The sequence below is a fragment of the Vibrio sp. OPT41 genome (genome assembly GCF_015163595.1).
Lineage (GTDB): Bacteria > Pseudomonadota > Gammaproteobacteria > Enterobacterales > Vibrionaceae > Vibrio > Vibrio alginolyticus.
This window is the reverse complement of record NZ_JADDYH010000014.1, coordinates 145,600-168,344: the sequence shown is the minus strand read 5'-3', so window position 1 is coordinate 168,344 and position 22,745 is coordinate 145,600. Positions and strand designations below refer to the sequence as shown.

General features: G+C 45.8%; 21 protein-coding genes and 1 pseudogene. 5 read left to right on the top strand and 17 right to left on the bottom strand.

Annotation, left to right across the window (positions count from 1 at the left end):
* The 7 genes from IQP38_RS26235 to IQP38_RS04485 form a co-directional block, all read right to left on the bottom strand.
* The coding region (locus IQP38_RS26235) for an AMP-binding protein (protein WP_228009984.1) at positions 1-637 on the bottom strand (637 nt) is incomplete at its 3' end.
* A gap of 77 nt (positions 638-714) precedes the next feature.
* Complete coding sequence (prpF, locus tag IQP38_RS04510) at positions 715-1,911, bottom strand: 2-methylaconitate cis-trans isomerase PrpF (RefSeq protein ID WP_158159669.1); 1,197 nt, start codon at positions 1,909-1,911, stop codon at positions 715-717.
* 9 nt (positions 1,912-1,920) lie between these two features.
* A complete protein-coding gene (acnD, locus tag IQP38_RS04505) occupies positions 1,921-4,512 on the bottom strand; it encodes a Fe/S-dependent 2-methylisocitrate dehydratase AcnD (protein WP_054579505.1) in 2,592 nt (863 codons plus the stop codon).
* Between the two features lie 156 nt (positions 4,513-4,668).
* Complete coding sequence (prpC, locus tag IQP38_RS04500; RefSeq protein WP_005377283.1) at positions 4,669-5,811, bottom strand: 2-methylcitrate synthase; 1,143 nt, start codon at positions 5,809-5,811, stop codon at positions 4,669-4,671.
* A gap of 131 nt (positions 5,812-5,942) precedes the next feature.
* A complete protein-coding gene (gene prpB / locus IQP38_RS04495; RefSeq protein ID WP_193837345.1) occupies positions 5,943-6,839 on the bottom strand; it encodes a methylisocitrate lyase in 897 nt (298 codons plus the stop codon).
* 12 nt (positions 6,840-6,851) lie between these two features.
* Entirely contained in the window at positions 6,852-7,565 is a 714-nt protein-coding gene (locus tag IQP38_RS04490) for a GntR family transcriptional regulator (protein WP_005377279.1), read from the bottom strand.
* A gap of 264 nt (positions 7,566-7,829) precedes the next feature.
* Complete coding sequence (locus IQP38_RS04485; protein ID WP_053304399.1) at positions 7,830-8,228, bottom strand: GFA family protein; 399 nt, start codon at positions 8,226-8,228, stop codon at positions 7,830-7,832.
* 266 nt (positions 8,229-8,494) lie between these two features.
* Here IQP38_RS04485 and IQP38_RS04480 point away from each other — a divergent pair, with 266 nt between their 5' ends.
* From IQP38_RS04480 to IQP38_RS04460, 5 genes are all read left to right on the top strand, one after another.
* Positions 8,495-9,466: a tripartite tricarboxylate transporter substrate binding protein gene (locus tag IQP38_RS04480; protein ID WP_005388181.1), complete on the top strand. Its 972-nt coding sequence runs from the start codon at positions 8,495-8,497 to the stop codon at positions 9,464-9,466.
* A gap of 238 nt (positions 9,467-9,704) precedes the next feature.
* Positions 9,705-10,199 carry a tripartite tricarboxylate transporter TctB family protein gene (locus tag IQP38_RS04475; RefSeq protein WP_005388179.1) on the top strand — a complete coding sequence of 165 codons (495 nt, stop codon included), beginning with the start codon at positions 9,705-9,707 and terminating at the stop codon, positions 10,197-10,199.
* Positions 10,200-10,218: 19 nt separating this feature from the next.
* The gene (locus tag IQP38_RS04470; RefSeq protein WP_005388177.1) at positions 10,219-11,745 is read left to right on the top strand and encodes a tripartite tricarboxylate transporter permease; all 1,527 of its coding nucleotides are present in this window, start codon (positions 10,219-10,221) and stop codon (positions 11,743-11,745) included.
* A 279-nt stretch (positions 11,746-12,024) separates the two neighbouring features.
* Entirely contained in the window at positions 12,025-12,540 is a 516-nt protein-coding gene (locus tag IQP38_RS04465; protein ID WP_053307019.1) for an adenylate kinase, read from the top strand.
* Between the two features lie 81 nt (positions 12,541-12,621).
* Positions 12,622-13,392: a sulfite exporter TauE/SafE family protein gene (locus IQP38_RS04460; protein WP_053350349.1), complete on the top strand. Its 771-nt coding sequence runs from the start codon at positions 12,622-12,624 to the stop codon at positions 13,390-13,392.
* A gap of 292 nt (positions 13,393-13,684) precedes the next feature.
* On the opposite strand, the gene IQP38_RS04455 is transcribed toward IQP38_RS04460, so the two are convergent.
* The 10 genes and pseudogenes from IQP38_RS04455 to vscX form a co-directional block, all read right to left on the bottom strand.
* The gene (locus IQP38_RS04455) at positions 13,685-14,656 is read right to left on the bottom strand and encodes a TAXI family TRAP transporter solute-binding subunit (protein ID WP_017821698.1); all 972 of its coding nucleotides are present in this window, start codon (positions 14,654-14,656) and stop codon (positions 13,685-13,687) included.
* A 205-nt stretch (positions 14,657-14,861) separates the two neighbouring features.
* A complete protein-coding gene (gene vopD / locus IQP38_RS04450) occupies positions 14,862-15,866 on the bottom strand; it encodes a type III secretion system translocon subunit VopD (protein ID WP_047102689.1) in 1,005 nt (334 codons plus the stop codon).
* Positions 15,867-15,876: 10 nt separating this feature from the next.
* Positions 15,877-17,076 (bottom strand): type III secretion system translocon subunit VopB, encoded by a 1,200-nt coding sequence (vopB, locus tag IQP38_RS04445; protein ID WP_005377260.1) that lies wholly within the window; start codon positions 17,074-17,076, stop codon positions 15,877-15,879.
* A gap of 7 nt (positions 17,077-17,083) precedes the next feature.
* Entirely contained in the window at positions 17,084-17,569 is a 486-nt protein-coding gene (gene vcrH / locus IQP38_RS04440) for a SycD/LcrH family type III secretion system chaperone VcrH (RefSeq protein ID WP_005377258.1), read from the bottom strand.
* 12 nt (positions 17,570-17,581) lie between these two features.
* Positions 17,582-19,405, bottom strand: coding sequence for a virulence-associated V antigen (locus tag IQP38_RS04435; protein ID WP_158156520.1), 1,824 nt, complete (start codon positions 19,403-19,405; stop codon positions 17,582-17,584).
* A gap of 10 nt (positions 19,406-19,415) precedes the next feature.
* Positions 19,416-19,700 carry an LcrG family type III secretion system chaperone gene (locus IQP38_RS04430; protein ID WP_005377254.1) on the bottom strand — a complete coding sequence of 95 codons (285 nt, stop codon included), beginning with the start codon at positions 19,698-19,700 and terminating at the stop codon, positions 19,416-19,418.
* A gap of 60 nt (positions 19,701-19,760) precedes the next feature.
* Complete coding sequence (locus IQP38_RS04425) at positions 19,761-20,174, bottom strand: LcrR family type III secretion system chaperone (RefSeq protein ID WP_053304394.1); 414 nt, start codon at positions 20,172-20,174, stop codon at positions 19,761-19,763.
* A complete protein-coding gene (gene vcrD / locus IQP38_RS04420) occupies positions 20,174-22,300 on the bottom strand; it encodes a SctV family type III secretion system export apparatus subunit VcrD (protein WP_104979251.1) in 2,127 nt (708 codons plus the stop codon). The genes IQP38_RS04425 and vcrD overlap by 1 nt, the downstream gene beginning before the upstream one ends.
* Positions 22,284-22,625, bottom strand: a complete 342-nt coding sequence (gene vscY / locus IQP38_RS04415) for a type III secretion system chaperone VscY (RefSeq protein ID WP_005377248.1) — start codon at positions 22,623-22,625, stop codon at positions 22,284-22,286. Before vscY ends, vcrD begins: the two co-directional genes overlap by 17 nt.
* Before the next feature lie 5 nt (positions 22,626-22,630).
* Positions 22,631-22,745 (bottom strand): annotated as a pseudogene (gene vscX, locus IQP38_RS26230) (type III secretion system protein VscX); the annotation flags it as partial.

The following is a 22,745-nucleotide window of genomic DNA, read 5'->3' as shown; positions in this document are numbered from 1 at the left end:
CTAAGTCTCTATCTTGGTTTAGCTCAGCGTCGCACTCTGGACGTTGGAAAACAAACACTTTCTCAGGCTTCCAACGGCTGTCCATAATGGCTTTGTCTACCATTGGTTTGTATGGAATGACTTTGTTGATCTCAATCCCGCACGACGCCGTCATGATCACTTTCGGCTCTGCATCTTCAATTCGTACAGCAAGCTCATTAGGAGCAAAACCGCCGAATACTACGGAATGAATCGCCCCCAAACGCGCGCAGGCAAGCATCGCCATTGCGGCTTCTGGGATCATCGGCATATAAATAACGACTCGGTCGCCTTTTTCAACACCTTGAGCAGACAGCATGCCAGCAATTTTTGCTACTTGGTCACGTAGGTCGCTATAGGTGTACGTGGCTTTACGACCTGTCACTGGCGAGTCATAAATGAGTGCAGTATTATCACCGCGTCCTTGCTCGCAATGGTAATCTAATGCTAACCAGCACGTATTCATTACACCATCTGGAAACCAACGTTCTATGCCGTTTTCATCAGATTTCAAGATAGTTTTAGGAGATTCGAACCAATCGAGATTCTCCGCTTGAGCGCGCCAAAAACTCTCCGGTTCATTCTTCGCCCATAAGTATTCTTTTTCGTATGAAGACATATTGCTTCCTCCAGTATGTCCTGACATTGCTCTCGTTCTACTCAAAGATCGCTCTTTTAATCCAAAGATCGTCTCTTTTAATCGAAGACATAGAAGGGTACACGCACAAATCCCTCCATCAGTATTCTCGCACTTCGGCTCATAATGGCTTTTTGCACCACCCAGCCCTGCTCAGTTTGCTTCGCTTGTGCCCCAACTTTTAACGTTCCTGACGGGTGACCAAAAGTCACGGACTCTTTTTCACCGCCACCAGCGGCTAAATTCACTAACGTTCCGGGCACACACGCAGCAGAAGCAATAGCAACGGCTGCTGTTCCCATCATTGCATGATGTAGCTTGCCCATCGACAGCGCGCGAACGAGCACATCAATATCCGACTCATTAACGGCTTTACCACTTGAAGACAGGTAACTTTTCGGTTTAGAAACAAACGCTATTTTCGGCGTATGTTGGCGTGTTTGAGCTTCTTCTAAATCAGAAATCAGGCCCATTTTTAACGCGCCATATGCACGGATGGATTCGAACATCGCTAATGCTGTGTCATCGTTGTTGATATCGTCTTGCAGCTCGGTGCCCTGATATCCTATCGATTCAGCATCAATAAAAATGGTTGGTATGCCCGCGTTAATAAAGGTCGCGTTGAACGTACCCACATCCGGCACCACCAAATCATCAACTAAGTTACCCGTTGGGAACATACTTCCTTCGCCATCGGAAGGATCAACAAAATCCACTTGAATTTCTGCCGCTGGAAACGTGACACCATCGAGCTCAAACTCTCCGGTTTCTTGGACGAAACCATTGACGATTGGCACGTGAATCAAAATCGTTTTGCTTATGTTCACTTGCCAAACACGCACCGTCACAATTCCATTTTCTGGAATGCGGTCTTGTGGAATCAGCCCAGCATGAATGGCGAAGGGACCAACTGCCGCAGACAAGTTGCCGCAGTTACCACTCCAATCGACGAATGGTTTGTCGATCGACACTTGTCCAAACAAATAGTCAACGTCATGACCGTCTTGGCTACTGCGCGAAACAATCACTGTTTTACTGGTGCTGGAGGTTGCACCACCCATACCGTCGATTTGCTTCGCGTAAGGATCCGGGCTGCCGATAACACGTAACAACAGCTTGTCACGCGCGGCTCCAGCCATTTGCGCTTCTTGAGGTAAATCCTCTAGGTTGAAAAAGACACCTTTACTCGTGCCGCCACGCATGTACGTCGCGGGCACTTTTATTTGGCTTGTTTGATTCGGAGTATTATTTGCCATACGCACTCCTTATTGTGCCAAGAAATCTTGCGCGAAACGCTGCAGAACACCGCCCGCGTTGTACACGTGAACTTCGTCAGCGGTATCTAAGCGACAAGTAACCGGAACATCGACTTTATCGCCGTTGCTGCGTGTGATAACCAGCGCTAAATCAGCGCCCGGCTTGATTTCTCCAACCACGTCGTAAAGTTCCGTACCATCCAGCTCTAGCGTATTGCGGTTAACGCCCGACTTAAATTGCAGTGGTAGTACGCCCATGCCAACCAAGTTAGTACGGTGAATACGCTCAAAGCCTTCAGCAACAATGGCTTCTACGCCCGCCAGTCGAACGCCTTTTGCTGCCCAGTCACGGGATGACCCCTGACCGTAATCCGCGCCAGCCACCACGATCAATGGTTGTTTACGATTCATGTAGGTTTCAATCGCTTCCCACATACGAACCACCTGCCCTTCTGGCTCTACACGCGCCAGAGATCCCTGCACGACTTCGCCGTTTTCCTTCACCATTTCATTGAACAACTTTGGGTTAGCGAAGGTCGCGCGTTGCGCCGTTAAGTGGTCACCACGGTGAGTCGCGTAAGAGTTGAAATCTTCTTCTGGCACACCCATTTTCGCTAAGTATTCACCTGCAGCGCTGCTTGCGAGAATCGCGTTGGATGGTGATAAGTGATCAGTGGTGATGTTGTCGCCCAGAATCGCCAATGGACGCATACCAGACAATGTTCTTTCTCCCGCTAGCGCACCTTCCCAGTACGGTGGTCGGCGGATATAGGTACTCATCGGACGCCAGTCGTACAGCGGGTTGGGATTTTGCTCTTGATCATTCAGCTTAAACATCTGAATGTAAACTTGCTTAAACTGCTCAGGTTTAACATGAGTACCGACAACTGCATCGATCTCTTCATCGCTTGGCCACAAATCATTGAGATAAATTGGTTTGCCATGTTGGTCAGTGCCCAGTGCATCGCGCTCGATATCAAAACGAATCGTACCGGCTAGCGCATAAGCGACAACCAATGGTGGTGAAGCCAAGAAAGCTTGTTTGGCGTACGGATGGATTCGACCATCAAAGTTACGGTTACCAGAAAGCACCGCTGTCGCATATAAATCACGGTCGATGATCTCTTGTTGGATTTTTGGATCCAGCGCACCACTCATACCGTTACAAGTTGTACATGCGTAACCAACAATGCCAAAGCCAAGCTTCTCTAGCTCTGGTAATAAGCCCGCTTCTTCCAGATACAAGCGTGCAACTTTAGAACCCGGAGCAAAAGACGATTTCACCCACGGTTTACGTACAAGACCAAGTTCGTTGGCTTTCTTCGCCACAAGGCCAGCAGCAACCACGTTTCTTGGGTTACTGGTATTCGTACATGAGGTAATAGCAGCGATGATCACTGCACCATCTGGCAACTCGCCTTCTTTCTCTTCCCACGCTCCAGAAATGCCGCGCTGTGCCAACTCAGAAGTTGGTAAACGACGATGAGGGTTTGACGGACCAGCCAAGTTACGGCTAACTGATGATAAATCGAACTCAAGTACGCGCTCGTAAACTGCGCTATCAAGATCGTCTGCCCAAAGACCGGTTTGTTTTGCGTAATTTTCTACTAAAGCAACTTGTTCTTCATCTCGACCAGTTAGTTTCAAGTAATTGATGGTCTGCTCATCAATATAAAACATGCCAGCTGTTGCGCCGTATTCTGGTGTCATGTTTGAAATCGTTGCGCGGTCTCCGATCGTTAGATCACGTGCGCCTTCTCCGAAGAATTCAAGATATGAAGATACCACACGCTCATTACGCAGAAACTCAGTAATCGCGAGGACAATATCCGTTGCGGTAATGCCCGGTTGACGTTTACCCGTCAGTTTGACACCGACAATATCTGGTAGACGCATCATTGATGGTCGGCCAAGCATGACGGTTTCTGCTTCCAGACCACCGACACCTATCGCAATAACACCAAGAGCGTCTACGTGAGGCGTGTGACTGTCCGTACCCACACAGGTGTCTGGGTAGGCAATGCCCTGCTTTGCTTGTACCACAGGAGACATTTTTTCCAAGTTGATTTGGTGCATGATGCCATTCCCAGCTGGAATCACGCTGACGTTTTCAAACGCTGTTTTACACCACTCGATAAAGTGGAATCGGTCTTCATTACGGCGCTCTTCAATCGCGCGGTTTTTGTCGAAGGCATCAGGATCAAAGCCCGCATGTTCAACCGCTAAAGAGTGGTCAACGATCAATTGTGTCTCAACCACTGGGTTCACTTTTGCAGGATCGCCGCCCTGATCTGAAATGGCATCGCGCAGACCCGCTAAATCGACTAGAGCGGTCTGACCAAGAATGTCATGACAAACAACGCGTGCTGGATACCAAGGAAAATCAAGATCGCGTTTGCGTTCAATTAACTGTTTCAGGCTATCTGTCAATGTGTTCGGGTCACAGCGGCGGACCAGTTGCTCAGCTAGCACGCGAGAGGTATAAGGGAGTGTTTCATAGGCTCCAGGAGAAATGGCATTGACGGCTTCGCGTGCATCAAAATAATCCAGTTGAGTTCCCGGAAGCGGCTTACGATATTGAGTATTAATATTTGTGTTCATGGTTTGCTTCCATTCAGTCTTTACATCTTGCCTTCATCAAGGTTTTCCATTGCTCCAGAAACACAGTGATGAGAGGATCTCCTTCCTCTGTTAGAGAGAATGACAAAGGAAGGAGGTGGTCAACCAAAGCATATAATGCCCTCGTTGACCTTCGCGCTAGCGATTCTCGATAGGCACCCATTCTTGATGATCTGGGCCCGTATAATCGGCACTTGGGCGAATAATACGGTTATTGGCACGCTGTTCATAAACGTGTGCAGCCCAGCCCGTTAAACGACTCATCACAAAGATTGGGGTAAATAGTTTGGTTGGAATGTCCATGAAGTGGTAAGCCGATGCATGGAAGAAGTCCGCATTACAGAACAGACCTTTCTCTCGCTTCATCACTGATTCAACACGCTCAGAAACCGCATATAGATGTGTATCACCAACTTGTTTCGATAGCTCTTTGGACCATCGTTTTATTAAGGCGTTGCGAGGGTCACTTTCACGATAAATCGCATGACCGAAGCCCATGATCTTGTCTTTATTGGCTAGCATTTTCATGATGTTCGCTTCCGCCTCGTCGGGCGTTTGCCAATCTTCAATCATTTCCATCGCCGCTTCGTTCGCACCGCCGTGAAGTGGTCCACGAAGCGTACCGATTGCTGCCGTGATACAAGAATGGATGTCTGACAACGTTGATGCACAAACGCGTGCTGCGAATGTAGAAGCATTAAACTCATGTTCAGCATAAAGAATGAGCGAGCAATGCATCACTTGTTTGTGCAGCGCAGATGGCGCTTTGTCTGTAAGTAATCGCAAGAAGTAACCACCGATGCAATCTTCAGTCTGATCCTCGGTGTTGATACGCACGCCATCATGACTAAAGCGGTACCAGTAACAGATGATGGCAGGGAACAAGGCTAGCATACGTTCGGTTGCTTTCAGTTGCTCCTCGAAGCTCATTTCCTGCTCTAGGTTACCCAATACAGAACAACCCGTGCGCATTACGTCCATTGGGTGTGCGCTTGCAGGAATTAACTCTAAAGCTTGTTTTAGCTCGGCTGGCAAACCTCTAAGGCTGAGTAGGTGTGTCTTGTATGCATCGAGTTCTTGTTGATTCGGCAAGTGACCGCGTAACAGAAGGTGAGCCACTTCTTCAAACTGTGCGTTATTCGCAAGATCAGTAATATCGTATCCACGATAAGTTAGACCAGTTCCCGTTTTTCCGACAGTACATAAAGCTGTGCTTCCTGCGCTTTGACCACGAAGGCCTGCGCCACCTAATTCTGCTTTCTTTTCTGCAGTTTGAGACATTGTTTGAACTCCTTTTCTGTCTGACTTTTCCCTCTCTGGGGTGTTTTTAGCCAAACGAATTTCACGTTATTAGATGAGATAAATTCCGATTATCTTTTTCTTGGGCTTCCGTTTATTTTTGCTTTTCCCCGCTATTTCCCTTCAGAGAATAACTGGTCAAGTTTGTCTTCGTAGTCGTGGTAATTCAGGTGCTGATACAACTCTTTACGTGTTTGCATCGAATCAACCAGTGCTTCCTGATTACCCACTTCTAGCAAATGTTTGTAGACCGTTTCAGCAGCTTTGTTCATGGCACGGAACGCACTTAATGGGTAAAGCACCATATCGACTTTCGCTTTTGCAAGCTCATCGCAGCCGTACAGTGGCGTTGCGCCGAACTCGGTAATGTTGGCCAGAATAGGAACGTGCTTTCCAGTTGCTTGCTCAAGTGCGTTTGAGAACTGAAGGTACTGATCCAGCTTGGTCATCGCTTCTGGGAAGATCATGTCTGCGCCAGCTTCCACACACGCAATCGCACGCTCGATTGCGCTGTCCATGCCTTCAACAGCTAGCGCGTCTGTACGAGCCATAATCACGAAACTTTCATCATTGCGTGCATCAACCGCGGCTTTTACACGATCAACCATCTCTTGCTGGCTGACTATTGCTTTGTTCGGACGATGACCACAACGTTTCTGTGCGACTTGGTCTTCCATGTGCACCGCTGCCGCGCCCGCTTTTTCCATCGCTTTGATCGTGCGAGCAATGTTAAATGCACCGCCAAAGCCCGTGTCGATATCAACCAAAAGAGGCAAATTACATGCGTTAGTAATACGGTCAACATCAACCAAAACGTCGTTTAATGTTGTGATACCGAGATCCGGCAATCCGTATGAAGCATTTGCGATACCGCCACCAGACAAGTAAATCGCTTGGTGACCCAAGTTTTTTGCCATCATGGCGCAATACGGGTTTATAGTGCCGACAATTTGTAGTGGATTATTTTGTTCAATGGCGAGTCTGAATTTCGCTCCCGGTGTTAAGCTCATGACGAATTCCTTCTAGTCTTTGTCTAAACTTTCTGTATGTATAATTTGAGATTGGATGAGCTTTCGACTTCCTGATATGTGTCTTCTCATCAACATTTCTGCAAGCTCTTCATCGCGATTGCGAATGGCTTCCAAAATGAATTTGTGTTCGGTGAGCGCCTCATTCGGGCGAGATTGCGCACGTGGCGACTGGTAACGATACATCCGTAATAAGTGATAGAGTTCATCACACAGCAGAGATATTAACTTACTGTTTCTGCTGGCTTGGATGATGCGATAGTGAAAATCAAAGTCACCATGTTGATGGAAGTAAGACGCGCCTTCCATTTGGTCTATATGCTTGGAATGTGTCGACAATAGCATTTCCAAGCTTAAGAGCTCTTCTTGCGTAATGTGTCGCGCAGCTAACCTTGCCGCCATGCCTTCCAATGCTTCTCGAACGGCATAAAGTTCTATCAGCTTTTCCGGAGAAAAAGTGGTCACTCTAGCCCCAACATGAGGAATTCGCTCGATGAGCCCTAGCCCCTCTAAGCGCATCAATGCTTCACGCAAAGGCCCACGACTGACTTGATATTTCTTTGCTAGCTCAGGCTCTGATATCTTATGGCCAGGCTTCACGTCGCCATTAACAATGACTTCAATGAGTGTTTCGGTCAGCGTTTCGGATTTGGTGTGTTCTTTCTCAGAACCCAGCACTTTATAACGAGCTTTCAACTCAGAGTTCATATTCAGATACTCTTGTTACCGACATCGAAATGTCTACAATTTCTTAACCTGAATATAAAGTAGTCGATCAAAGTGTCGACAATCAAGTAAATTGTCGACAATTTAGACTAAGGTCGTAATTTAAATTGGCCTAAAATGCCTATTAAGTGCCGTTTTTAGCAGAAATAAAGAATGGTGAGTTCACATTGTCGACAACTTATAAACCTTTAAGCTTATGATCTAAAAACTAAAAGCTCAGCTGTCGAACAATAATCGGATAAAAAACTATTCTTTAGGTACAAATTGATCAAAGACTTGTTGCGAAGTCATCTTTTGTGAAGCGGAATTGAGGTCATAATAAGCTGGCTTTTCATCGGTAAAAATCTCTAAAGTGAGTTTGAAATCTGGGTTATCGAACAAACCAGCGGAAAGAATGTACTCACCTGTCGGCAACAAATGATAGAAAAGGTTTGTGCCGCATTCGCCACAAAAACCTCTCACCGCCCAGTCTGACGACTGATAACGTTTAGGTTCGCCACCTTTAAACGTCACGTTAGGCCCACAATGCACCGCATGAAGTGCGCCACTCGACCATTTTCGACACATAGAGCAATGGCACAGGCTAACCTCATTTTTAACCTCAGCGATGACTTCAATTGCGCCGCACAAACACGTCCCTTTCATTCTCTTTTCCTCGTTCATTTTCCGTCATTTTATTATGGCCTACCAAAGCGTAAAGCCGCGTGACCTAACACCAACTTCTCGCCGTGAACTTTATGAACAAAATAACCGAAATGCTCAATATTCTCTTTATATCTCTTTTACAGACAGATATTTAACACTTAATTAACCTTTACACCAAGTTCAGCTTTAACGCTTACAAGGCATGACAACTGAGCAAAAACAATAAGGCTCAACTAAATAGAGTCGCTAACATAAGGAACGTGAACATGTTAAAGGTACTCAAACCAACGCTCGCCGCTTCAATCATCGCAGCTTCATTTTCATTCAACGCTCTTGCTGCAGATATTGAAAAAATGCACTTTCTTATCCCTGGAGGTGCCGGTGGCGGTTGGGACATGACCGCCCGAGGTACTGGTGATGTATTAATAAAGTCGGACATCGTCGAAACCGTATCATTTCAAAACCTATCTGGTGGTGGCGGTGGCAAAGCAATCGCACATTTGATTGAAACGGCTGATCGTCAAGAAGATACACTCATGGTGAACTCAACACCGATCGTCGTTCGCTCGCTCAGTGGGATCTTCCCACAATCTTTCCGCGACTTGACTCCTGTTGCCGCAACGGTTGCCGATTATGGCGCCATTGTTACATCAGCCGATTCTCCTTACAGCTCTTGGGAAGATGTCGTTAAAGCTTTTAAAGAAAACCCTCGTAAAGTGAAGGTTGCTGGTGGCTCTGCTCGTGGTTCTATGGATCATTTGGTTATAGCAGCGGCTTTCAAAGGTGAAGGTTTTGATGCGCGCAAAGTTCGTTACATTGCCTATGATGCAGGTGGAAAAGCCATGGCTGCCCTACTTTCAGGCGAAACACAACTGCTCTCTACAGGGTTAGGTGAAGTACTCGAAATGTCTAAGTCTGGGCAAGTGAAAGTGTTAGCGATTACAGCACCAAAACGTTTAGAAGCTGCGCCTAACATTCCAACTCTCACCGAATATGGTAATGAAACTGTCTTTGCTAACTGGCGTGGATTCTTTGCAGCACCAGGCACAAGCCAAGAAAAGCTAGATGAATGGAATGCCGCATTTACTAAAATGTATAACACCGACGAATGGCAAGTCGTTCGAGACCGCAATGGTTGGATCGACAACTATAAAGCGGATAAAGCATTCTTCGCGTTTCTTGAAGATCAAGAGCAACAGATGGGTGACTTAATGCGCGAGTTAGGCTTCCTGAAGTAACAATCGAATTGGGGTCCCTCAGATACCAACCTCAATGAATAACGTAGGTTGGTATTTCCCCATTGTATTTGCACTCTAAGTTTCACCGCATATGGACATTGTCGACAATCGGCATGCACACTCCTTTGTTTATATACCCAAAGCGGCTCGACTAGCAGCGAAATGCTTAATTGTTAATGGTTTAGTTTATTCATTGACGTCCATATGCGGTCTTTTTTACTTTTGTTAGGAGTTGAATATGCCTCGTTCAACCAACTTTTTCACCAAAGAGTATTTACTCTGTCGTGACCGCGTCGGCGCAATGATCTTTCTACTTTTCTGTCTTTGCTACGGTTATCAAACCTCACAAATTCCATTGTTTCCAGGTGATGAGTATGAACCATTCACCGCACGTACTCTGCCAACCATCCTGACTTACGTTGGTGTCGGCCTTTCTTTGCTATTGCTGGTGACAGGACAACCAGATAAACAAAGTGGCGCAGTGCTGACCTTCAATTGGAAGTTACTGATTGCCTTTTTAATTTTAATGGCGCTCTACGGCGTGGGCCTGACTTACTTAGGTTTTGTGATAGCTACTGGCTTCTTTTTATTGGCTGGCTTTTATCTGCTCGGGGAAAGACGTAAACCCGTTCTGTTTGGCGCGTCGTTTCCATTCGTGATCGCGTTCTACTTATTACTCACTCAAGGTTTGGACATCTATCTCGAACCGGGTTTGATTTTCACCATCTGGTAGTCAAAGAAAGGACTGAATTATGTTAGATGGAATTCTACAAGGTTTATCCACCGCAGTAATGCCAATGAACATTATGATGGTGATCGTTGGTTGCTTCGTCGGTACATTTATCGGCATGTTACCTGGACTTGGGCCGATCTCAGCCATTGCTTTGATGATCCCAATTACTTATGGCCTAGAGCCCTCCTCTGGCCTTATTTTAATGGCGGGTGTTTATTACGGTGCGGTATTTGGTGGCTCTACATCGTCGATTTTAATTAACGCGCCGGGTTGTTCTTCAACCGTGGTCACAGCATTTGACGGCTACCCAATGGCCCAAAAAGGCCAAGCAGGTAAAGCATTAGCTTTGGCAGCTTATTCGTCTTTCACTGGCGGTACGCTATCTGCCATTATGTTGCTTGTTGCCGCACCAGCATTGGCTAGCGTCTCCCTTAGCTTCCAATCGTCGGACTATTTTGCGTTGATGCTACTTGGGTTATCAGCTGTCGCGGCTTTTGCGGGGAAAGGTCAGGTAATCAAAGCGTGGATGATGACCATTCTTGGTTTGATGCTATCTACAGTTGGAATCGATAAAGGCGTAGGCGTTGAACGCTTTACCTTCGGTTTAACGGATTTAATGGATGGCTTTAGCTTCTTGTTGCTTGCAATGGCGACATTCGCACTGGGTGAGACACTGATGGGCATCCTTAAACCATCAAAAGACACCAGCGATGAAGAACAAGAAAAGCTGAGCAACATTGGCTCAATGAAAGTGACCAAGGAAGAAATCAAAGATGTTGCGCCTGTTTCAATTCGCTCTTCAATATTAGGCTTCTTCACTGGCGTTCTTCCTGGCGCAGGGGCAACCATTGCTGCTTTTTTAAGCTATGGTATGGAGCGCAACCTCGCACCTAAAGAGAAAAAGGATGAGTTCGGTAAAGGCAGTATACGTGGTTTGGTTGCGCCAGAGTCTGCGAACAATGCAGCATCTAGTGGTTCATTTGTACCGCTATTAACGCTTGGTATTCCGGGCTCTGGTACAACAGCAATAATGCTCGGTGCGCTGATCGCTTATGGTATTCAACCTGGCCCTCGCCTGTTTGTTGAACACCCAGATGTGTTCTGGTCAGTGATCATTTCCATGTACTTCGGCAACATCGTACTTGTGATCCTGAACTTACCGTTGATTCCGTACATTTCAAAGCTTTTGGCGGTTCCAAGAACGGTGCTTCTACCGATGATTTTATTCTTCTCAATCACCGGCGTTTATTTGGTCTCTTTTAATACTATGGATGTGTTCGTGATGCTGATTGTGGCTATGGCTGCCATTGCACTTCGGCTCGCTAACTTCCCACTCGCACCTTTATTGCTGGGCTTCATCCTTGGAGGATTAATGGAAGAGAACTTACGCCGCGCATTAATGATTTCAGATGGAGAACTGAGTTTCTTATGGGAGCGTCCTATTACCCTTACCTTTACTGTTTTAGCTGTATTGGTATTGGCAAGTCCACTAATCGTAAAGCTGATTCAAAAGTTTAAAGCACAGCCAGTCAGCGTTGAGCAGTAATCGCTGTCTCTTTCAACCTAGATAAAGCCATCCATCGTGATGGCTTTATCTTCCGCCCTCCAAATCGTTCGCTTATTGTGCAGATGGTATTGACAAATCACTGTCGTTATATGAAGGTGATTGTATGAACACACACTTAGCGCAACTTAACCAACGAATTATCATCATTCCATAGGAATGGTGGGATTTTTTGATGCGCTCAGTATTTATCGAACCCACCCATAACGGTGGGTTTTCTGTCTCTACCGTATGGGAAAAGCTCTCTTGGAGGCGGTCACAATGCAAAAAATAGCAGTTTTTGGTAAACCCGGCAGTGGAAAATCGACGGTAAGTAAAGTAATCGCGTCGGCTACCGGTCTTCCTCTTCATCAATTAGATTCAATAGTCTATAAACCAAACGGTGATCCCGTTGAGCGTAACGTTTTTGATGAAGCCCATAGCAATATACTAAGCTCAGATCGTTGGATTATAGATGGCCTTGGACCGATCAGCTCTTTTAACGCTCGTTTAGATGCAGCCGATACTCTCATTTATATTGATCTACCATACTCAGTAAGCTATTGGTTTGTGACGAAACGTCTCCTTAAAGGACTTTTCATTAAACCTGAAGGTTGGCCTGATGGTAGTTCGGTACTGAAAGGAACGTTACAAAGCTACAAAGTTCTTCAGCAATGCCCTGCATTCTGGAATGATGACTTTATGTCTCGCCTCGAGGGGTACTCTCAAACTAAAGCCGTTCATGTCATCAAAAACGTTACAGAACTGAACAATTTTGTTTTGGAGCGGGTAAAGTAAACCTCATATCAGAACATTAGAGCATGTAGGTTGGATCATCTGAAGCTCTAACAATGAAAAAGAACATAACAAGGATTGTTTATGCTTTTAGAACTCGCACTTTTATTCGTTGCTGGCGTAATTGGTGGGATCATTAACTCCATAGCAGGAGGCGGAAGCTTTATTACTTTTCCGGCTCTATTGGCAGTTGGTGTTCCTCCTATTATGGCTAACGCAACAAACACGTATGCTTCATGTGCGGGTTACATTAGCGGAGCCGTCGGGTTCAGAGAAGAGATCATGAAGAACAAGCATGAACTGCTGTTCACAGTCTCATTCAGTTTAGTCGGCGGCGCTGTCGGAGCATATCTGTTGCTCAACACGCCAGAATCGCTATTTATGGAAGCTATCCCTTGGTTACTCTTATTTGCCACCGTGCTTTTTCTCACCGGTTCTCGTTTAACAATGCTAATCAAAACTGTCGCGAAAGAGCACAAACATGCTGGCATACTCGGAGCAATCGCGTTGGGTTTACTACTTGTTGGTGTCTCTGCTTACGGTGGTTTTTTCAACGCAGGTTTAGGGGTTATTGTTCTGAGTTATCTGGTAGTAGCTGGTCACCAAGACATTAATTTAATGAACGGTTTGAAATTGCTCGTATCTACGTGTGTTTCACTCATTGCTATCGTGATTTTTGTTGCCAATGGCTCCATTGATTGGCACACAGGTAGTGTTGTTTTGGTCGGTACGTTGGTAGGTGGGTATCTTGCAGCTCGTGTATCTCGTCAACTGAATCCCAATCATGTTAAAGGGTTTGTTGCTCTTTCTTCTATTCTCATCACTCTCTACTTTTTCATTGATGTTTATGTTTAAGCAAAACTTGTACAAGTGGATAACAATCCTACAAAAACACCAGCGCGAAAGATTAATGCAGATAGCTTAACGATTTTTGTGTCACTCCAGCGAGGTTAGGAATCTAATAGCACTACACTGAGCGGCTAATGAAACCATTTTGATCACAAAGTGCTCGGATAGAAGATCCTGTATCACGCTCCTTCGTCGCTGTACAGGATGACGAGAAATAGAAATATGCCACTCGCGGTTAAACGAGTGGCATTGATCGAGAAAGATGGCGTTTTACATCAATAATAAGAGAAAGTAACGCTTACTTAATCAGCCCTACTTCTTTGTAGTATTTGAGCGCACCTGGGTGAAGAGGCGCAGATAAACCGTCTTTTACCATTTCCTCTTTCTTCAAGTTTGCAAACGCTGGGTGGAGACGGCGGAAATCATCGAAGTTTTCAAATACCGCTTTAACCACGTTATAAACCACATCTTCTGGTACCGCAGTAGAAGAAACAAACGTCGCGCCCACACCAAAGGTTTGAACATCACTATCTGTGCCACGATACATACCACCTGGGACATTTGCGACACGATAGAAGCTGTTGTTTGCAACCAGTTTTTCTACATTAGGTCCAGCTACCGTTACGATATTACTATCACACGACGTAGTGGCTTCTTTAATCGCTCCACTTGGGTGACCAACGGTATAAATCATCGCATCAATTTTGTTATCACAAAGTGCTTTTGATTGCTCTGCTGCTTTTAACTCAGAGACAAGCTTAAAGTCGTCGTTACTCCAACCATACTGGTTCATTAGTACTTCCATAGTACCTCGCTGACCAGAACCAGGATTACCAATGTTAACGCGCTTACCTTTCAAATCATCAAAAGTTTTGATGTTCGCGTCTTTACGTGCAACGACAGTAAACGGTTCTGGATGAACGGAGAATACGGCGCGTAGCTCTTTAAAAGGCCCGCTTTCTTCAAACTTACTGGTTCCTTTGTAAGCATGATACTGCCAGTCTGATTGCGCGATACCGAGGTCCAATTCACCAGCACGAATAGTGTTGATGTTATAAATCGATCCCCCAGTACTTTCTACCGAACAACGGATACCGTGATCTTCTCGCGATTTGTTAACCAAGCGACAAATAGCGCCACCAGTCGGATAATAAACCCCTGTTACTCCACCGGTACCAATCGTGACAAACGTTTCCTCCGCAGACGCAGAAAAGCCTGTTGTGAGTGCCGCCAAAGAAGCCGCAAGTGCGATTTGCTTAAACTTAAACATTGAACATCCCTTTTACTTGTGTTGATGACCGTTTAAGTATAGCAATCGTTAACAATTTGATAACGTTTAAGTTCTCATCCTTGGAGGTTGATTTATAGATATATACTTTTTTATCAACTTAACCTACTGATAAATAGCATTTAGACTTGAATCCCATAAAAAAAGCGTTGTATAAACAACGCTTTGTAGTTAGTGAAACGGATGGTTACACCGTTGGGACTGATGCTCGCCACGCTTGGTTCTGGCTATCTGAGATAGATCGGAACAAGTCACGTAGCTCTTTCAATAAACCTTCTTGGAAACCAATGTTTTCATCGGCTTTCTGTTTGGCTGCTTGTGCGCGAGTCGCTTGTACTTCATCATCTTTGCTGCGCGCTTGCGCTTTGGTTTGCTCTACATTCGATGCTGAGTTTGCCATCTGGCCCAAAGCTTGAAGAATAGCGTTCTTCGCTTGGTTTGAGCTCATCAACTTATCGAACTTACGGCCACCACTTGTCAGCTGCGCTGTCGTGTCTGCGATATTGTCTTTCGCTAGTGAGTGCGCACGCTTAACCTGATCTTGCTGCGTTTTAGACAAGCTATTGTTATTTAATAACTCTTCTGCTTGATCGAAGCCAGCTTTTTGCGTTTTAAGTACATTATTGCTCGCCATTTCATTCTTGATTTCTTTCCCTGCTTTGAAAGAACCAAGGGCACCAATAATTGCGGTAGCACCCGCTAGTACACCCGAAACGACTGCCATCGCGATCATCGCGCTTGCCGAGTTGTTGAGTTCTGCCGCTTGGCTTTCTAAACTCGCGACGTTTGCTTCAACAGCAATTTCACGTTGTAGCACTTGCTGCTCACGGCTCAGCTTTGATACTTGATACAACAATGTTAATAGCGTCAACGATTGTGATACCGCATCTGATGGTGACTTGATCACCTCCTCACCGTTAAGTGCTTTCATCGTTGTGCTCATTAATGAGCTCACCGTCGGCGCAAGAGCGCTCATTAGGTTTGCAACAACTTGAGCTTGGTTACTCACTGTGGGAGCTTTAGGTGTCTCTAACTGGTAGCGTGCTGCACCAGAAACACCTGACTCACTTTGGCTTTTAACAGCGCCCGCTTCAAGCTTTGTTTCCGGTGCTTTTTCTGCTTTGTTGGTTTTAATGGTATCGCCTAAACCGTATAGTTCACCACGACCCATTCCGCCTACTTTATCTAGCATAATAAACTCCTTATACCGTTGCAGGACGGCTTAACACCGTTTGCATCGTTTCACTTTTCGCTTGAATCATTTGCATGATGAGGCTCATCAGCTCTTGGAAGTCTTCCATCAACTTACCAATCTCTTCTTTGAGCTTATCAATGACAGCCTGGCTTAACGTCATTTTGGCTCGAAGGTCTGTGATATCAGCCTGAATCTCTGTCACGTGAGCATTGTTAGCAGCGTGAACACTGTCCGTTGCGCCTTTACCCACGTTGACGGCAAGATCGACGGTTTCTGCGCCATAACGAATCGCTTTCGCTGTTGTTGTCGCAGCTTTTGTGCCCATATCCGCCACTTTCGCCATGTTTGCAGCGGCTTTCGTAGCGATTTCCGTGACCTTTTGAGCTACCTTACCAGCACCTTTCGCTGCAAGTTTCGCGATACCGCCAGCTGCTGCACCACCAAACGTCACAACAGCTCCGATAACCGCGACGGCGATTTCTAATGCCATTACGACTTTGTTTAGCACATCGACATTTACGCCCGCTTCTTTTAGCGCATCTTGAACGGCTGGCTCTTGCAACGCCATGCTCACTGCTCCCATGACGCCACCAGCGATCATAAGTGCACCGGCCGCTGCACCAACACCCGTTGCCACCATTACGGCACCAACAACAATAGAAACCACCGCACTGATCCAACCAAAGATCTTCGCTGCTAAGCCTGATTTTTGGGCTTCTTTTGCAGCGGCTTCCGATTCTTTGATTTTGTCTTGGTTTTCCACCATCTCTTTTTCGTGCTTAGCTTTTGCGACCTTCACTTCCTGAATTTTCAGCTCGTTTTGAGCACTTTTCAGTTTATCCGTGATAGCAGCAAGCTCTACTTCAAAATCATCAGCAGATCCTGCGATGATTTTGACGGCAATCGAACCTGTTTGGTCTGCAACTGCATGGAGAGATTTTGCAATGGTATCGACGATCTTTTGCAGCTGTGCCATGGCTTTTAGCGTCAAATCATTCACTTTGTCACTAACAGCTGCGTTAGGTGCATCTAACTGAACTTTTACTTTTCCGGTGTTCAGTACATCTGCATCTTTACTCTTCACGTTTTCTACCGTCACAGAAGGCGTCGCTGTAGACGCCGTTTTCTGCACGTTATCTAACGTGGCTTGGCCAGATTCAGGGCTATAAACCTGTGTCTGGATGCGGTCAAGTGCAATAGAACTCATAGTCTAATTACTCCTTTTTATTTCTCACCGCTTCTAACATGATGCCTGCACGCTCATGCAAATCTGCATATTGTGATTTTCCGGCAGACATCTCCTTCGCGCTGTAAAACCCACTCTCTGCTTCTGTCAGTTGTTCCAGTTTAAGGTGACATTCAGCAGAGTGAAAAGGTGGGCGTGGATCATTTACGTCCACTAGCGCTGCGTAGCTGTAGGCGTCTATTGCCTGCAGATACTCACCCAACTCCTGACGAGCCGCGCCAAGGCCAATGAAAAATCGCGCCTGATAATGATCAAGCATGCTGAGTAATTGAAATACTTTCGCTGCTTGCTCAATCTTTCCCGATTGGAAAAAGTTGTAACCTACGGCATAAATGTGTTCGATGGTGTCCTGAGACACATCGTGCAACATTTTTAGCGTGCCTCCCTCTTCCAGAAAAGACAGCAGCTCTTCTGCTTGCATTTGGGATGGATCGGTCGCGTTTGTTTTAGTCATGGTTGGTTATCCTTAAATGGCTCGTAGGATTTCTTGTAAAATACTGTGGTACTTCTGAACAAACTTGTTCATCGCTTCAACGGTCGAGTTGTATTGAGAACTGGTGTCGTTCAGCTCAGTGGTTTTGATTTGCACTTCATCGTTAAGCAACTTGGATTTAGCACTGACAGAACTAGAAAAATTAGACAGTTTTTTCGACTTCTCTTCGTCTTGGTACGACGCACCATCACCGATAGTAATACCTTGTGTTTGAAGGAAGTCTCGATGGTTTGTTATCTTATTATCCGTCAAATACTTGTACTCAGGTGAAGCTTCAAAATCCGTTTGATTGCTGTAGTTAAAGTCACTCGCTTTGAAGTTACTTTCTGGATATCCCGGTTTATAAACCCCATCAACACTTTGCGTAGAGTGAATTTTTGATTGCACAACACCAAAAACTTTAAGCTGTATTGTGAGATCCTCTAATGCCTCTTTCTGGTCATTACGTTTCTCTAAACGGTTAACACGACGCTCATTTAGTGCAAGCAGCACTTGCTCATCAAAACGGTCTCCAATGCTGGACTCAACAACGGCCAACAAATCACGAGCCGTTAGAGAGTGCTCTGCTCTCACCTCGCGATCCGCTTTCTCTTTATCGGTGATATTGAGTAGACGCTCTTTCAATGCCCCTAAGTTCTTGCGCAATGCCTCGTATCGCTCAGTAAATGAAGCCCCGGTAGATTCACCTTTTACTATTTTTTCAAACTGTAATCGGATATCTCGTTCGGTGTTTTCTTTGATCAAATTAACTTGAGCTGCCGTTATCTGTGTCTTTTGGACATCGGCTATCGCGCTGTCCTGGTAAAAGTCGTCGATTTCTATATTTGTTAAACTCACCGCGAAGTTGGCGAACAGACTAGAAAGGGTCAAAGGCTCAGTTCCACCAATGACAGTATTAAGTGCTGCTTTTAGATTGTTCGTTCCACTCGCCTCACCATAAGCTGCGCTATATTGGCCTTTCACTTGAGCGGCCATTTCATCTAACGCTTCTTTAAGCTGCTGCTTAGAAATACCAGGAGTCCAGGTAATTCTGCTAGCTAGCGCACTTGCGTCATCGGTGCTTAAAGTAATACCGATGCCTTGAAAACTACTTTTTAATTGAGCTGAGACTTGAAGAGCGAAACTCTCTTTAGTCAACAGAAAGTCCGAGCTCTTCAGTTGCGCGAGATTAACGGAGCCTAAGCTACTAAAGGCATTGCGAAGAAAAGAAATAGAAGCATCTCTCACTTCACGGGAGCCCATTTGATTAGCAAGCACTGCAACAAAAAGAGAAATTTCTTTGGTGGCGTTAGCCAGACCTGTCTCGGAGAGGTTGGCGATCTGCTCCGCTTGGTTACTCTGAGTCCCCAAATTGAATTGACTAACAAACTCAGTAGATAACGAGCTATCTACGTTTTCCGTCAGTAACTTACTAAACCAAGCCTGAAACTGATTTGATAGCGTTTGGTTTGTTTGAGCATTAAACTCGGCTGCGGTTAATTCGCCATCTGAGTTAGCACTTTGTAGCGACTTTATCCAAACAGATGCGGTGTCGGTCAATGATATACCAGCAAACGCGTTATTTTTCGCTTTTAGGTTTTCAAGCGTATCAACATAAAGCGCGATGCTTTGTGATTCCGTTTGTCCCGAGATAGTTGGCAATGAAGAGATTAGAGAGGCAAGTTGCTGAGTCTCTGCTTCACCCAGTACAGGGGTAAATGCCTCTATCAAGTTTTGTTGGAAAGTGGGTAATGGTGCACTACTCGCAGCTGTGTCTGTTGCTCCTGTCGTAGAGCCAGTCGTTTTCATATTCGTCATTTCCAAACCTCTAAATCATCATGCCGCGCATCACTGTGGGACGCTTTCTGCGTTTACCTGACGTACCTTGTAGCTGAGTTTGTTGTTGCCGGCGGCGCTGGACTTCGTCTATTAGCTCTTGCTCTGCACGTTTCATGGTATCTACTGGCGCTTTTATGCCGCCAAGTAAAACATCCCCCGCAACAGGACCAACACCTAAGCCTTCCAATAGCTCGTTAAAAATATCGGTTCTGTCTTCAGCTTTTCTAATGGCAAGCTCAGCGTTCTCAATCGCATCGGTAAACGGTTGCTTCATCTTGATTCCTATCTTAAAGCGGGTCATCTCATCGGTGCTGTCAGTAACAGTCGTGAGTTTTTACTTTTTCAACTTTTTCAAAGGTCTATAATCTGCTAGGCGTAAACAGTACCAGTCGTCTAGCTCATCATGGCTTGCACCGCATGCTTTTAGATAGAACTGTGCCAATCGCTGGCTGCTCATGTTGCTACCACGTAACACATCGACGTTGCCGCGAATGACCCAATCGGAGGGATAAAGTTGAATGGCATGTTCAGCCAAAAGAAATAAGCCGGCAAAGGGGTTACTCAACCCCAATTTTGGACGAACGCGTTTCAGAAGAACGATGATGATTTCACCGTCCTCCACCCGAAAAACGAGCTCTAAGCCCTCAACTTCAATTCGATAACCAAGTTGAATTTCACTTTGTTGCCAAAAGTATGGCGTCACTTCGATCCCCGCTTGCGCCAGCGAGAGTATTAGTTTTGTTTTCATTACATCCCCACCCTTCCAAGTGGCTGAATATTGATTTGCTGGGTTAGTTCTTGAAATGACAAAACGGGCAGATCGTAGTATTCCGATTCAATAAGCTTTCGCACATATCGGCGTACATCCATAGACACAACTAGCACAGGTTTATTCGGCATGCGGCTTAAGTCACCAATGGTCTGTTTCACATCACTGACAAATTGTTGCGTTACTGACGGGTCTAACGCCAAGTAACTCCCTGCTGAGGTTTGACGAATACCGCTGCGTATTGTGTCTTCGAGACTTTGATCCAATAAGTAAGCGGGCAACATGTTTTGTCCGCTCGCGTATTTGTAGCAAATGTAACGTTTTAAGCTGGAACGAATGTACTCCGTCAGCTGTACAACATCTTTCTCTTTTTGGCCCCACTCAACCATCGCTTCCAAGATCACGCGAAGGTTTCGGATAGAAATGTCTTCAGAAACCAAGCGTTGCAAGATTTCCGTCATTTTTTGCAACGGAACAATACGCTGGGCCTCTTTGACTAGCTCCGAATAACTGCCTTCCATCTGCTCCAACAGATAACGCGTCTCCTGAATACCAATAAAGTCTTGTGCGTACTCCTTAAGAACATGAGACAAGTGGTACGTTAAAATCCTGTCGGGTGTGAGAAAACCGACATGACTGGCTACGAGTTTTTGCTCATAACTCTGTGCCACCCAAATGCTAGAAATACCGGGTAGAAAATCTTCATCTTGCTCATAAGGCACGCCTAATAAATCGATCTGTTCATTCCCTTCTGTCACCAAGAGTTGATCTTTAACAATTCGTCCTCGTGCAACCGGGACTTCTTGTAACTGAATTAAGTACTCGCCATTTTGCATCCCCTCGTTAAAGCGCAGGTGGATGCCTGGGAAAGGCACGCCTAGGTCGAGATATAGTGCGCGTCTAACCCTTGCTAGCTCTTCATTTAATGCGACCGCTTCCAAGCTTTCCTGAAGGCTCGCGTCAAGATCAATCAACAGCGGGACCGTCATGGCGAACTCTTCTTGCTCACCTAACTTACCTTTACTGTTTCTAGAAGGCGTAGGTTTGCTTGGCTTCGCTGCTGGCGAACCGGCCCCTTGCGAAACAAAGCTTGATAAGTCGGTGCTATCTGATTCCGCTTGTTTTTTCTGTTGATAGAAAAGGAAGAAACCACCACCACCAACCACGGCGGCCAAGACCAAAAAAGTGATTTTTGGAAACCCAGGGATGAGTGCGAACAGCACCAAAAGCACACCACCAATAAGAAGCGCACGTGGCTGAGCAATGACCTGCCCACCAATGTCCGACCCAAGATCAGAAGAATCTTCATGAGAAACACGCGTCACGATAATACCGGCGGTAATCGCGATAAAGAGTGCCGGGATCTGCGATACTAAACCATCGCCAACGGTCAAAATCGCAAATAACTCAAGTGCTTCAGAAGCACTCATGCCTTTTTGCGTTACCCCGATCGTGACGCCACCTAAGATGTTGACCACAATGATGACCAGACCCGCAATGGAGTCGCCTTTAACGAACTTCATCGCGCCATCCATCGAGCCATACATTTGGCTTTCTTTTTCAATCAGTGATCGTCGGTGCCTAGCTTCGTGTACGTCAATTACTCCGGCACGCATGTCACCGTCAATACTCATCTGCTTACCAGGCATCGCATCGAGTGAGAAGCGCGCACTAACTTCTGCTACCCTCTCTGAGCCTTTGGTGATCACCATAAACTGAACAATGGTAATGATCAGGAACACAACAATACCGACCACTAAGTTACCGCCCACAACGAAGTTACCGAATGTATAAACGATTTGACCAGCATCGCCTTGTAGCAAGATCAAGCGGGTTGTCGTGATAGATAAAGACAGACGAAACAATGTCGTGATCAATAGCACCGCAGGAAATGCAGAGAACTCAAGTGGCGTGGTGATGTAAATCGCTAACATAAGCAGCACCACCGCAATGCTCATGTTGGTGCCAATCAGCACATCCACCAGTGCGGTAGGAAGTGGCAATATCATCATAAAGACGATCGCGAGTAACATCACCGCAAGCATAATGTCTTTGCGTTGCCCTACTTTGTTTAGAATATCGATCAACTTATTCATGTGATTCACTATTTAAAGATTGCAGATAGCGTCGGTGCGCTTGGCGTGCCCCATCGACGTCATTTTGTTTCCAACGCGCTTGGCTTAAACAAAACCAGAGTCCTGCCGAGTCAGGATGAAGGTCAGATTTTAATAAGTGCTCACACACCTCAATCGCCCGGGTATATCGACCACTTTGTAAACACGCCACAGCAAGTGTTTGCATCGCCTCTTTGTGCTGCGGTTCTATTTCTAGAACCGCATCGAGAATAGAAATGGCATGCTCTGGCTTTTGGTATTGAACTTGTAGCGCAGCGTGAACAAGTAAGAGTTCAATGTCTTTGGATCTCAACATGTTGGTTAGACCTGAATAAGGAGATTGAGCGCCATAGTGAGGTAACGCTGATCTAGTTGCGTACTTTGTAGCGTTTCAGATGCTTTGATAAAAGAAGCGGAGCCTGAATCCTGTGCAAGA